Annotated in this window: 12 protein-coding genes; all 12 read right to left on the minus strand. The window is 67.4% G+C overall.

The genetic code is table 11. The features are described from left to right. Positions 1-19: 19 nt before the first annotated feature. Positions 20-298, minus strand: a complete 279-nt coding sequence (locus tag N687_RS0105760; protein WP_029420949.1) for a LysM peptidoglycan-binding domain-containing protein — start codon at positions 296-298, stop codon at positions 20-22. 94 nt (positions 299-392) lie between these two features. Next, a complete protein-coding gene (locus N687_RS0105765) occupies positions 393-620 on the minus strand; it encodes a hypothetical protein (protein WP_035462074.1) in 228 nt (75 codons plus the stop codon). Positions 621-868: 248 nt separating this feature from the next. Then, positions 869-1,471: a hypothetical protein gene (locus N687_RS24345; RefSeq protein ID WP_029420951.1), complete on the minus strand. Its 603-nt coding sequence runs from the start codon at positions 1,469-1,471 to the stop codon at positions 869-871. A 5-nt stretch (positions 1,472-1,476) separates the two neighbouring features. Next, a complete protein-coding gene (locus N687_RS22015; protein ID WP_051662990.1) occupies positions 1,477-2,529 on the minus strand; it encodes a glycoside hydrolase domain-containing protein in 1,053 nt (350 codons plus the stop codon). 259 nt (positions 2,530-2,788) lie between these two features. After that, positions 2,789-3,439: a bifunctional 4-hydroxy-2-oxoglutarate aldolase/2-dehydro-3-deoxy-phosphogluconate aldolase gene (locus tag N687_RS0105785; protein ID WP_029420953.1), complete on the minus strand. Its 651-nt coding sequence runs from the start codon at positions 3,437-3,439 to the stop codon at positions 2,789-2,791. Then, complete coding sequence (locus N687_RS0105790; protein ID WP_029420954.1) at positions 3,436-4,950, minus strand: tagaturonate reductase; 1,515 nt, start codon at positions 4,948-4,950, stop codon at positions 3,436-3,438. The genes N687_RS0105785 and N687_RS0105790 overlap by 4 nt, the downstream gene beginning before the upstream one ends. Positions 4,951-4,990: 40 nt before the next feature. Next, positions 4,991-6,055: a M24 family metallopeptidase gene (locus N687_RS0105795; protein WP_029420955.1), complete on the minus strand. Its 1,065-nt coding sequence runs from the start codon at positions 6,053-6,055 to the stop codon at positions 4,991-4,993. Continuing rightward, positions 6,052-6,852, minus strand: a complete 801-nt coding sequence (iolB, locus tag N687_RS0105800; protein ID WP_029420956.1) for a 5-deoxy-glucuronate isomerase — start codon at positions 6,850-6,852, stop codon at positions 6,052-6,054. Before iolB ends, N687_RS0105795 begins: the two co-directional genes overlap by 4 nt. Positions 6,853-6,961: 109 nt before the next feature. Beyond that, complete coding sequence (locus N687_RS0105805; RefSeq protein WP_051662991.1) at positions 6,962-7,783, minus strand: DeoR/GlpR family DNA-binding transcription regulator; 822 nt, start codon at positions 7,781-7,783, stop codon at positions 6,962-6,964. 74 nt (positions 7,784-7,857) lie between these two features. After that, a complete protein-coding gene (locus N687_RS0105810; RefSeq protein ID WP_029420958.1) occupies positions 7,858-9,414 on the minus strand; it encodes a xylulokinase in 1,557 nt (518 codons plus the stop codon). 55 nt (positions 9,415-9,469) lie between these two features. Further along, positions 9,470-11,488 (minus strand): ABC transporter ATP-binding protein, encoded by a 2,019-nt coding sequence (locus tag N687_RS0105815; RefSeq protein WP_029420959.1) that lies wholly within the window; start codon positions 11,486-11,488, stop codon positions 9,470-9,472. Next, on the minus strand, positions 11,485-13,296 hold the full coding sequence (locus tag N687_RS0105820; protein ID WP_081841647.1) for an ABC transporter ATP-binding protein: 1,812 nt from the start codon (positions 13,294-13,296) through the stop codon (positions 11,485-11,487). The genes N687_RS0105815 and N687_RS0105820 overlap by 4 nt, the downstream gene beginning before the upstream one ends. Positions 13,297-13,552: the final 256 nt, after the last annotated feature.

Raw genomic sequence — 13,552 nt, forward strand, 5'->3', positions numbered from 1 at the left:
CGCCGCGGATATTTTGACCCTAGCCATTGTGCAGTGGAATCCGAAGCGTCTGCCCCGGGTAGATCTGCGCCGAGGGAAGGTGGTTCGCCTCGAGGATGGACTGCACCACCACGCGGTAGTCATCGGCGGGATCGTACCGCCGGGCCAATTCGTACAGGGTGTCCCCCGGGGCCACCTGGACACGAGTCCATCGGTCCGCCCGTAGCCGGCTGTGCGGTACCACCGCCATCGCCGCCGCCGCAAAGCACAGGGCACCGACCAGGACCGCCAACACCTTCAGATACGAGGACGAGCGCACAGGACATCCCTCCGGACGCGGGTGTCGGGCGGTGCATCCGCCCTTCTCCCCATCACCCTATGCTCGTCCACCCCGTCTTCAGAACTGAATCACGCTACGCCCCTGTCCACGAGTCCGTTCGGCCCACGTACGGAGACAGGACCGGGTCCTCCCGGCGCGGCAAGATCGGCGAGACGATGCGCAGATGCGGCTCGTCGCGCTTGCCGCACACGCCGAGCGGGTGATCCACGCCCGATACCCGGACGAATCCGGTCCGGAACGTGTACACCATGTCCCGCACATCCATCCAGGTTCTGCACACCATGCAATAAGCCAACGCCATGTCCATCGTCTCCCACATTTCCATCTTGTTATAGGATTCGGTCACCGATGGAAGATTGCGAGGGTTCGCCGGTCAGCGGTCCGCCTCATAAGGCATCAACAGCACAATTAGGACGTACACGATCAGAAACACGACCACCCATTTGGTGAATCCGCCCCAGCCCGCGTTCATCCTCCATCCTCCTCGACCGTGTGGTTGCCACAGCGTATGCGGATGGGCGAGCGCCCGCATAGGTGTGCGCCCAGCGCTCACGCTTCCTTTCGCTCCTGCTGCCACTGCAGGGTCTTCTGCGCCTCGGTGAACGCGTTGGCGCTCTGGAACAGCGCCGATCGGGCGGCGGCGTCAGCCTCCCGTTGCATGGCCTGCAAGGCCGCCTCAATTTCCTGCTCGGTCACTCCCGGAACCCGGCTGGCAATGTAGAATGCCAAGGCCTTCTTTTGGTCCGCCGACAGGCTGTCGAGGGCCTGCCCGAAGGCGTGCAGCCCCACCAAGGCGACCCGGGCCAGTTCCGTGCGCAGCAACGCGTCCGACGCAGGCGTTGCCCCCGGGGCGCCGGACGCCCCCGCGGCCCCACCCGCCCCGGAGGAGCGGCCCGGTCCGCCCGCCCTGCCGCCCCCCGCTCCGGCGGCGCCACTGCCGCCATCACTGGCCCCGGACTGGAAAAAGGGCGCACTGGAAACGTCCTTTGCCAACTTCCCGACATCTTCAATCAACGTGGCTCCGTCGTGCTCCAGCCACTGGATGGTCTTGGTCAACAGCGGCCACCGGCGGTTGATCCCGAACAGGCCAGCCAACACGGTGACGGCCGTGCCGAGGATGGTCAACAGGTCGTTCCACACCGACACGTTCATGAATGTCACCCTCCGTTGAATTTCAAGGTGTTGTACAGCCCCATCAAGGCCGTCGCCAGCTCGCCGCGGGTCACCGGCCGCTCCGGATGAAACGCTCCGCTGGGGTCGTTGGTCATCAGTTTGTGCTGTAGAGAAAAGGTCACGGCCGCGGCCAGCGGATCGGTCGGCGCGACGTCTGTGGCGGGCGCCTGCGGGAGCACGAAATTCCACCCGCCCCCCGGCAGCGGTTGCGCCTGGATGTTCGGCGCTAGCGCCGTCCAGGGGATGTAGGTGGACCCCTCGTAGATGACCCCCTGCACGTTCACCCCGTTGATGTTCATCATCCCGGTGTACCGCCCGTTCTCCGTCACCAGATGATAGGGCGTCCCCAACAGGTCGAGGGCCGTGTACAACACGTACGTCGATCCGTTGACCACAATCGCCGCCATGTCCTTTCCTTCAACCTCTGCGTGAATCGTGGGATACAGCGCCACCGTCCACCACCCCGGATCGCCATAGATGTTGTCGATGTCCACGTCCATCCCAGCCAACACCGTGTCCACCTCGATCTGATACACATCTGCCCTGGCGGAGAGCTGCCCGCGCGACCAGGCGATGGTCTGCCAGTAGTGGTCTGCCGACACCGAGTTGATGACGAGGATTCCTCCGTACACCCCGAGGCAATAGGCGCCGGCGAGGCCCTCCCGGACGCCGTCCAGGTACGCCGAGATGGCCGGGAGATCGGCCGGCTTGGCGTCATAATCCACGGTGAAGTAGATGGTGCTCCCGCCCGGCTGCCCGACCCAGCGCGCTTCTTCCACCGCCTGCCGGGCATCGCTCACCCCCTGAGCGCGGGTGAAGTAGCCCGCGTGGGTCGGGTTGGACTCCCAGATACTGAAGATCTTCAAACCCGCGTCGGTGATGGCGCGGGCTTCCGCCAGCGTGATGGCTTTCGACCACCCGTGCGTCTTGCGGCCGAGGTACCGCCCCACCGCCGTGATGCCCCGATCCTTCAATGCCCGGGCCTGTGCCCTGGACAGCGAGACGGTGGTGTCGACCGCTCTTGCGATCACGTTCACACGATCCCTCCTCGCCGTCATGCCCTGTCACCTCATACCCACTGGTGAACACCACATTGTATGAAGGGCACCCGCCGGCCGCCCCCGCCCACGCTTCTGCCCTGCGCGCTTCCCCAAGCGCTCCATGCCACGGACATGCCCGTCCGGAGGACACGAGGGCAAAAAAAAAAAAAAAACAGCGGGCACCGCCCGCCAAGACGATTCTCTCGTCGCACCCACACGCCATGCCATCGCACCGCCGGGGTGCGCCGCCTGAGGCTCAAAGGGTGAGGCCGCGTTTGGCCGCCTGCACCCGATCGACGAGCGCCCGCACGCGATTCGTCACCGCTTCCCATCGGCCCGCCGCGACGTCGGCGGGATCGACCAAGGCGCTGCCCATTCCTACCGCGGGTGCGCCCGCGCGGATGTAGTCCGCCGCGTTGTCCGGCGTGATCCCGCCCGTCGGCAAGAACGCCACACCGCGGAACGGCCCCAGCAGGTCCTTCAGATAGGCCGGCCCGAGCGGTCCTGCCGGGAACAGTTTCAGCACCTCTGCGCCCGCGCGCCTGGCCTGGACGATCTCGGTGGGCGTCGTGACACCGGGGATGAACGGACACCCGAGGCGCTCGGCACTCGACAGCAACGCCACGTCCAAGTGCGGGCTCAACAGGAAATCGGCGCCCGCCTCGACCGCGCGCTCCACCTGTTCTGGCTCCATCACCGTGCCGGCGCCGACCAACAGATCCGCTCCGGCCGCATCGCGGATGGCCCGGATGGTCTCGTAGGCCCCGTCCGAGTCGACCGTCAGCTCCACCGCCCGGACGCCGCCTTTCACGACCGCCTCCACAAGGGGGTGGATGTGCCGGCGATCCACCCGCCGGAAGATCGCCACCACACCGCCTTCGCACAATCGCTCCAGGACCTGGTTCATTTCGCCTCTCCTCCCGCATGCGCCTCCATCCACGCCCGCAGGGCGGGACGGGGGCCGTGCTCTCGAATCGATTGTACCGCAGCGGCGACCCGTTGCGTGAAACCGGGCACGGCGTTCAGATCAACGCCCCAGACGTCACGCAGCCCCAGCAGGCCGGCCACGGCCTCCTGCAGGCCCACGTCCGCTTCGGCACGCCAGGTGTCCCGCAGGGCGCGCTGTGCGTGTGGATCGTTCTCCGCCGCCTCGCCCGCTGCCTCGGGGTGGAAGTCGAGGAGCAGGAATGCCCACGCCAGCGACAGCCAGGGCGGGGCTTCGCCGTGCGCCTGCGCGTGCCGAAGGATGGCCGGCACCAGCCGGACCTTCGCCTTCGCCAGGCAGTGCTGCTGGATGGCGCGCAGTTCGTGGCGGATGAACGGATTCCGGAAGCGCTCCAGCGTCGCCATGGCGAAGGCCTCCGCCTCCGCTCGATCTCCCAACTCCGCCGCAGCGGCCGGCACCAGTTCGTCCTCCACCAGGTGGTGCACGAACTGGCCGATGTCCGGGTCCTCCACCGCTTCTCGCACGGTGGCCAGGCCGCTGGCCATCGCCACCGGCGCGAGGCTCGTGTGGGCTCCGTTGAGAATCCGCACCTTGCGCACGCGGTACGGGGTGACGTCGTCCGTGTACCGCACGTTCAGGCCGATCCGCTCGAACGGCCACAGGGACCTAAGGCGCGCGTCCGCCTCGATGGCCCATAGGTGGAAGGGCTCCCCCACGGTCAGCAGCCGGTCCTCGTACCCGAGCGCGGCGAACCGCTCGGCGTCGCCGAGCTCCGCGGGGAACCCGGTGACGATGCGGTCCACCAGGGTGTTGCAGAAGTGGTTGGCCGTCTCCACCCACTCCACGAACGCATCGCCGAGGGACCACGCCCGCGCGTGGCGCAGGACCAGGTCGCGCAGCACCTGTCCATTGTCGTCCACCAACTCGCAGGGGATCACCGTGAGCCCAGCGGCGGGATCGCCCGCGAAGACCTGAAACCGGCGGTACAGGTATGCGGTCAGCTTGGCCGGAAAGGTCGCGGGGGCCGCAACGGCCGGATACGGCTCCGCTTCGTACCGGAGCCCCGCCTCGGTGGTGTTGGAGACCACCACCTCGATGGACCGCTGTTCGGCGCAGGCGAGAAAGGCGGCCCAGTCTGCGTGCGGATCGATGGCCCGGCTGACGGAGGTCACCACCTCGCGGTCATCCACCAATCGGCTGTCTGCATACCCGCGCAGCCACACCGTGTAGAGGCCGTCCTGCGCATTGAGGCGCGCGACGTTCCGGGCGCCCGTCGGCCGCGGCGCCGCGACGACCACCCGGCCCTTGAACAGCCCGTGGACATTCAGCTGGTGGATCAGCCAGTCGACGAACCCGCGCAGAAAGTTCCCTTCGCCCACCTGCAGAACCCGTTCGGGATAGGAGAGTGCCCGCCGCGCCGCCTCCGGCACCGGGATCCGCCCGTCCTCCACCGCCTGTCGGTTCAGCAACATCCGCACATCCTCCGTTTCTCGGCTTGACGGCCCGGACGGTTCATCGCACCCACAGCGCCGGCCTGGCGATGCGGCGCGCTCCGGCCTCCACGGAAACCGTCGGCCATCGCCCCGTGTCGCTGACGATCTCGATGCCGTCCGGGCCGATCAGCGCCGTGTCCTCCGATTTCACACCGGCGATGGTGGGATTCCACGCCACCGCCTGCCCCGCCTGCAGCACCTCATCCGCCGTGGGATCCGCCCGCCGCTCGCGCGACTGGTACCCCGCCAAGCCGCCCTGGTGGTGATGGCGCCACTCGTCTGGATATCCCACTGCCCGGTAGGCCGCCTGGGCCGCTTGGAACACCTCGGCCAGGGTGGCTCCCGGCCTTGAGGCTGCGAGCATGGCTGCGTCCACGCGGACGACCGCGTCGTGCCGGGCGAGCAATTCGTCCGAAACCGGCCCGAATGCGACCATGCGCGTCACCGACACCACCAGACCCGCCCGGCGGGCACCGATGGAGAGAAGCGCGCAATTTCCGACGGGCGATCCGGTCGGCAGCGGGTGGCGATGCCGGACCGCCCGGTCCGGACCGGCGACCAGCAGGACCAGCGGCTCCGCCCCGGACGCCAGGCAACGCCGCGCCATCGCCGCCGCCGCAGCCCACTCGGGATCCCCCGGCTGCAGGGCACGGCACGCCTCCTCCACGGCCGTGGCCGCATCCCGCGCCAGGGCGCGCAGGGCGGCCTGGGCCTCCTCGTCCAACTGCGCGCGCAACGCCCGGATGTCGCCGGCCACCTCCGCTTCGGCCACCACGCCCGGGCTCGCCAGCCACGCGGCCAGCCGCCGTTGCCGCTCCGCCTCGTCGTACCACGGGAAGACGTGCCACTCGTCGGCGACAAGCCCTTCTTCCTCCTCGAGCCGGCGGGCCTCGATGTTGTTGACCAGGCACGCCACGCGCGCTTGGTCCACCAGCACAGCGGCGAGGCCCGACTCGCTGGCCACGTTCACGTGGAACCGGCCGCCGAACAGCCAGGCCAGCGTCGCCTGGCTGGTGACCACCACGCCCTGAAGCCCGCGCGCGGCGAGCGCCGCGCGCAGGCGTTCCACGCGCGCCCGGGTCACTGGCGCACCCAGGTGTGCAGCGGATCGTCGTGCGGGATCATGACGCGATCGATATCCCCTGCCATCACCCACAGGTAGTACAGCTGGTACCCGGCGGCGGCGCAGACGGGATGGTACCCGCGCGGGATGAGGAACGTGTCCTTGTGCTGGACGCGGTACACCTCGTCGAGGGAGCGGTCGCTGGTGTAGATGGCCTGCAGGCCGAACCCCTGCTCCGGCCTCAGGCGGTAGTGGTACACCTCTTCCATGCGGGCCTCCACCCCGGGCTGGTAATCGTCGTGTTTGTGCGGCGGATAGCTGGACCAGTTCCCGGACGGATTGAACGTCTCGCCGACGATGATGCGGTGGACGCGTCCCTCTGCGTTCTGCACCACGATGTCGTGCACCTGGCGTTCGAAATTGTCGCGCCCCACCGTCTTGACCAGGACCTCGTCGGGGCGGACGATGAATGGCTGGTGCCGCTCGCTGGCCGGCGCCGTGCACACCGCCACCTCCAGCCGGACGTCCCCAGTGTTGACCACCGCAAACGGGGCGTCCACCGGGACGTACACCGCGGTGGCGCGCTCGGCGAACACGTCCTCCCGCCCCAGGCCGGCGTACGTCTCGCCTCCGGCCTCGATGTCGCAGCGGCCCCGCAGCAGGACCAAGACCGTCTCCTCGTCCGCCGTGTGCCCGCGGTAGGCCTGGCCCGGCTCCAGTTCCATCAATCCGAATCGCAGCCAACGCAGGCCAGCCGCGTTATCGCGGCCGACCACCTCCCGGTAACCGCTCGTCTCCTGCGCGCGGATCAACAGCATGGCGCATCCCCCTGTTGGCTTGTGTTGGATTTCAAGCGCATTCTATACCTTTGCCACAAATTCAGTCAATAGAAAAACCAGAGACCCTCGTGCGGTCACGGGGGTCGCATCAGGCGAACAAAAACCTGGCCCCGTTCCGGGCCAGTGTCTCCAGATCCGGATCGCCGGAAACCTTCACCACCTCGCCGTCCGGCGCGCTGTCTGAGCCACCGGGACCTCCCGGGGCGTTCGGCGGGGCGTCGGTGAGGATGGCGTCCACCTCGTCCAGCCGCGCGTACGAAACCAACGCGGCGCGCCCGATCTTGCTGCGGTCGGCCACGCAGTACACCCGCTCCCCGGCGGCCATCATCGCCCGTTTGACCGGGCCCTCCGCGCTCGAAGCGGTGGTCAGGCCCTGCCGGACACTGATGCCGCCCGCGCCGAGAAACACCACGTCCACGTGGTAGCGGCGGATGGTCTCCTCACACTCGGGGCCCACCAGCGTCAGGGTGCCCTTCTGCTGCATGCCGCCGAGGACGATGACCTGCGCCTGCCAGGAGCCGGAAAGCTCCATCGCGATGGCGAGATCGTTCGTCACAACCGTCACCGGCCGGTCGGCGAGCCGGCGGGCGATCTCGAGCGTCGTCGATCCGTTGTCCAGCATGACGGTGGCTCGCTCCGGAACTAGAGACGCCGCCCGCTCCGCGATCCGCCGCTTCGCCTCGAGGTTCTGGCGGGCGCGCACCTGCGGAGGCGGCACGACGTGCACGTCCTCGACCAGAATGGCGCCGCCGTGGGTGCGCCGAACGAGGCCTTCCGCCTCCAGCTTCTTCAAGTCGCGCCGGATGGTCTCCTCCGACACACCGAACGCGGCCGTCAGGTCCCGCACGCGGACGGACTTGTGCCGAATCAACAGGTCGAGCAGTTGCCTCTGGCGGACCTCCCCCAGCATGTCCTCCTCCTCCCGCCGCGGTCTCCCGCGGCCCGTTGCCTCTTGGCTCATTCTAACCAAACGACCTGTCGTCCTCAACACAATCCGTCATCCGGAATGAGGGCATCCGTGGGGTTCTGTGGTGCGGCCTCCTCCGACAGTCGCCGGTACCCGTCCAGCGCTGAAAAGACAGGCGAGAGCCGGCGGTACACCTCTTCGTACAACTGATACCCGGTCTGGTACACGCGGACCCACGCCGGATCCGGGAGGTACTCGCGGACCACCGGGTTCCAGCGCCGGGTCGTCTTGTCGTCCACCGGCCAACCAAGCCGGTGCGCCGCCAGGAGGAATGCGCCGAAAGCCGCCCCATACGCCACCTCGCCTTGGCGCACGGGGCATCGGTACACGCTCGCCTTAATCCGGTTCCAAGCGCCGCTGCGCGCGAGACCGCCGGTCACCCGGACCGCCTCCACGCGGATGCCCGCCTCCCGCAGCGCGCCCAGCGCAGCGTTGAGTTCGTACGCCAGCCCTTCGGCCACGGCCCGGACGACGTCCGGACCGGCTTGTGTCCCGCGCAGACCGACCAGGGCGCCCCTTGCCTCGGGGCTCCAGCGCGGCGCCCGGGCACCGAGGAAAAACGGCAGCGCGAGCAGTCCTCCCGCGCCCGGCCGCGATGCGGACAACCGGCGGTCGAGGTCCGCCCAGCCGTGCGGCGCCTGCACCACCCAGGCACCGAGCCACTCCAGCCCGGCGCCCGTCCCCGCCAGCCCCAGCTCCCACACCCATTGCCCCCGCACAACGTGCGGCGTGGCAGATACGGCGGGATGACCCGGACGGGGATCTCCGGTGACCGCGGCCATGTTGCTGGTGGTGCCGCTCGACTCCATCACCTCGCCGGGCGCCAAAGCGCATCCCAAGACCTCACACGGGCGGTCCCCACCGCCGAGGAGAACGGGGGTGCCGGACGGAATCCCCCACGCCTCCGCCGCTTCCCTGGTGACCTCCCCGACCCATTCGTCCGGTGTCAAAACCGGCGGGAGCTGGTGTTCCTCGATGCCGAGATCGGCCAACAGCTCAGGCTGCCAGGCGCGAAGACGGGGATTGTACAGGAGCGTCCGCGCGGCCAGGGTGACATCGGTCGCCACACGGCCGGTCAAGCGGTAGACCAGGTAATCCTTCGGTTGAAGGTACCAGCGCGTCCGCGAAGCCACATCCGGCCGATGCTGCTTCCACCAGTGGATCTTGCCAGCGCTGTACGGAGCTCCCGGCACCAGGCCTGTCCAGTCCTGAAGAGCAGGACCGTATCGCTCACGCCAGCGGACGGCGAGGTCCGCCCCCCGGGCGTCCAGCCAGAGCATCGCGTCGTGGAGCGGGCGCATCCGTTCATCGATGGGCACCAGGGTCTCCCGCTGCGTGCACAAGGTCACCGCCGCCAGCGAGACCTGCGGGACACTGGCCACCGCGGCTCCGACGGCCGCGGTGGCGGCTGACCACCAGGTCTCCGGGTGCTGTTCCGCGCCGCCGTCCCCGGTCCGTCGCATCTCGAGCCTCCGTTCCGCCGACGCCAGCACCTCCCCCGCCTGACTGAAGAGGACGGCCTTGCACACCGTGGTCCCCAAATCCAGCGCCAGGATCGCTTCGCGCGCCGTCATGCCCGCATCTCCCCTTGCCATACCCTGAAACGGCTGAATCGCTCTCGTCGCGCCCTCAATCGGCCACGGGCGCGCCCATTGTCTGAGTCTGCACCATCCGGAAGTAGCGCCCGCGCAGCGCCATCAATTCGTCGTGCGTGCCCCGCTCGACGATCCTCCCCTGGTGGAGGACCAGGATGAGATCCGCATTGCGGATAGTCGACAGCCGGTGGGCGATCACGAAGGTGGTCCGGCCGCGCTTGAGGACCTCCAGCGCTTCCTGGATGACCGCCTCACTCTCGCTGTCGATGTTCGCCGTCGCCTCGTCCAAGACGAGGATCGCCGGCTGGCAGGCCAGCGCCCGCGCGAACGAGATCAGCTGGCGCTGCCCCAATGACAATGTGCTGCCCCGCTCGTGCACCGGTTCGTCCCATCCTTTGGACAGATGTCCCAGCAGACGATCCGCACCCACCGCCCGCAGCGCATCGTCCACCTGCGCACGGGAGATGTGCGGATTGCCCAGGCTCACGTTGGAGGCGATGGTGCCGGTGAACAGAAACGGGTCCTGCAGTACGATGGCCATCTGTCGCCGCAGCGCCTGCCGGGGCATGGTGCAGAGGTCCCGGCCGTCGATGCGAATGCGGCCGGCGCGCGGTTCGTAAAACCGGAACAGCAGATTCATCACGGAGCTCTTGCCCGATCCGGTGTGGCCCACCAAGGCGACCGTCTGCCCCGGACGGGCCTCAAAGGAGATGCCCTTCAGGACGTCCCGCCGCCCGTCGTAGGAGAAATACACGTCCTCGAACACCACGTGCCCTCGGACCCTCGGCAGCTCGCCGGACACGCCGTCTTCCTCGGGCTCGTCGAGCAGGGCGAACACCCGCTCTGCAGACACCCGAGCCTGCTCGAGGTTGGCCAACTGGTTGACCACCTGGGTGACGGGCTGAAACAGCCGTGTCAGGTAGTCGATGAAGGCGTACAGCGCTCCGAACGAGATGAGGCTCGCGCGATGGACCGTCCGCCAGCCAAAATAAGCGATCAACGCGGCGAAAAACAGGTTGCGCAGCGTCCCCGCCAGGTTCCACCCCGTCGCCGAGTTGATCCTCAACAGTCGCGTCTGCTGGCGGAACAATTCGCCGTTGATCGCGTCGAACTCGGCCAACGTCCGCCGCTCTCGGTGAAACGCGCGAATCACAGAGATCCCCTGGATGGTCTCGTTGATCATGGCGTTCACCTCCCCCACCAACGCCCGGATGCGGTGGTTGATGGCCCCGGCCATCCGGCGGTAGAGTACCATCCACCCCGCCAACAGGGGCAAGAGGAGCAGGCAGATGAGCGCCATGCGAACGTCCAGGAGGAACAGGGCCGTGTAGATCCCCGCGAGGTACACGGCGCTCGATCCCACGTTGGCCAGCACGGTGACGAACAGGTCACGGATGGTCTCCGTGTCATTGGTGACGCGAGAGACCACCCGCCCCGCCGGTGTCGTGTCAAAAAACCGCATCGGCAGCCGGTGAATATGGGCGAACACATCCCTGCGCAGCTGTTGCAGCACGCGGCCGGCCATCACCTGCAGGAGCAGCTGATGGCCGTAGGTGAACACGGCTGACACCGCCAGGAGCCCCAGGTACACCAGCGCCAACCGCCACAGGGCGGGCACCTCCGGGCGATAGAAGGCGAACACGTCCGCCGCCGACAGCCGCACCGCAGGCGCCTCTTCCACTTGTCCCTGTCGCTGCACCCGGATCCGGCCGTCCGCCACCGACCGCTCTCCATCCGACGAGATGGCCTGCGGCACGAAGTAAAACGCCCGCCCCACCTGGAGAATGCGGACCTCTCCGCCATGCGGCGCACCCGCCGGCCACTCATCCGCGCGCGCGTACCAGTGGTCCCGGTACATGACCGCCTGCGGCGCGGGTCCGGAGACCTCGTACCAGGGCTGTTCGACCCCGGAGATGTGCACGTCGATCATCCGCTTCGCGATGAATGGCCCGGTCAACTCGCTGACCACCGCCAAAGCCAGCATCGCCAAAGCCGCCACCAGGACGCGTCGGTGCGACCACGCGTAGGCGCCCAGCCTTCTCCACACCGTCATCGTTCTCCATCCCTCGCCCCGTCGCCCGCAGCGCCGCACGGATCATCCGGTTCGTCCGCCGGACCGGATTCCGACTGCTCCGCCTGCTGCCTGTGGTACTGTTCGCGAAACCAGCTGCCCGGGTGGGCGAGCAGCTGCTGCGGCGTCCCCTGCTCCACAATCCGCCCGTCCTCCAGCACCACCACCCAGTCGGCGTGTTCCACGGCTGGCATGCGGTGTGTGGCGATGAACGTGGTGCGCCCACGCCGCAGGCTGCGAATATTGGCCAGGATGCGGGCCTCCGTCCGGGCGTCCACGGCCGACAGAGCATCGTCCAAGATCAGGATCTCCGGTTTCCGGATCAGCGCCCGAGCCAGTGCGATCCGCTGCTTTTGGCCGCCCGAGAGCGTGACCCCGCGCTCCCCCACCATCGTGTCGATCCCGTCGGGCAGTGCCGCCAGATCCTCGCCAAATCCGGCCATCTCCAAGGCGGCGATGACCGCTTCCCGGCTGGCATCCGGCGCACCGAAGCGGACATTGTCGGCCAGCGACCGGGAGAACAGCGTCGGCTCCTGCGGGACGTAGCCCATCCACGCGCGCAGTCGCTCGAACGGGATGCGGGTCAACGGCACGCCGTTGATACGGACGGCGCCCTGTCCCGGGGGATACTCGCGGAGCAGTTGGCGCAGGAGGGTGGTCTTCCCGCTGCCTGTACGCCCCACGATGCCGATGGTCTGCCCCCGCCGGACCAACAGCGTCACGTCCTTCAGGTTGTCGACGGAAGAAGACGGGTACCGGAAGGTGACGTGATCGAACACGATCTCCTCCGGCACCGCGATCTCGACCGGATCGTCCGCGTCCCGCACGTCCGGCGGATGGGATAGTGTCTCTTCGACGCGGTCCAGAGAAGCGTTTCCTCGCTGCATGATGTTGATCAGCTCGCCGATGGCCAGCATCGGCCAGATCAGCATGCCGAGGTACACGTTGAACGCCGTCAACTGGCCCAGGGTCAACTCGCTGCGAAACACCAGATAGCCGCCGTAGCCCAGGCCAATCAGGTAACTGGCGCCCACCAGCAGTTTGATCGTCGGATCGAACAGGGCTTCGACGCGCGCCACCGCGACGTTTTTCCGATAAGCCGCCTCGTTGACGCGCTCAAACCGTTCCTGCTCTGCCTGCTCCTGCGCGAAGGCGCGCAGCACGCGCATGCCGGAAACAGTCTCCAACACTTGGTCGTTCATGTCGCCGAAGGCGTCTTGTGCCTCCGTGAACCGTCTGTGCACCACCTTGCCATACTGGGTGACCAAGGCCGCGATGACGGGCAGCGGCAACAAGGACAGGAGGGTCAGTTTCCAGTTGGTCCACACAGCCATAGTCACAAGGATCGTGGCCGAGAAAGTGGTGGAGTCTATCAACGTCAGCATGCCGAAACCGACCGTCTGGGACACCGCCAAGACATCGTTGGTCGCCCGCGCCATCAGGTCTCCGGTTCGGTTTCGTTCGAAAAACGGTGGGGACATGTCGAGAAAATGGCGCATCAGGCGATGCCGCAGGGTTCGCTCCAGCATTCGGCTGCCGCCGTACAGTTGATACGACCAGGTGTAACTCATGGTGTACGACACCAGGATCACCAGCGCGTACAGGCCGAGGATGCCGGCGAGCCGTCCGGGAGTGAGGGTGCCCTGGCTCATCGCGTCGATGGCGTCGCCAATCAGTTTGGGCGGTGCGATTTCCACGAAGTTGAGGATGAACAAGAAGCCGATGGCAATGGTGTACCTGCCCCAATTTGCCCGGAAAAACCAGCCGAGTTTCGCCAACACGCTGAACACAGGGCTCCCTCCAACAAAAATCCGCCTGTTCCACGCCGTCGGGCCGCGTAACAAACGGATGAACAAATCTCCTCTTTGTCCGATGACGGTGATGTCCGCGTCCATTATAACAGACTTCAAGGTGTATGCTCGCGACCATCGGAATGGCTTGCGTAGCGCAAAAAGTCGCGGATCTCTTGCACGGGGATCCCCAGGTCTCGGGCTTGCAGCAACAAGCTCAGCCACTCAGCGTCAATGGCCTCTTCTGGCTGACTGT

Origin of the sequence: Alicyclobacillus macrosporangiidus CPP55, from assembly GCF_000702485.1 — a bacterium.
GTDB classification, from domain to species: Bacteria; Bacillota; Bacilli; order Alicyclobacillales; family Alicyclobacillaceae; genus Alicyclobacillus_H; species Alicyclobacillus_H macrosporangiidus_B.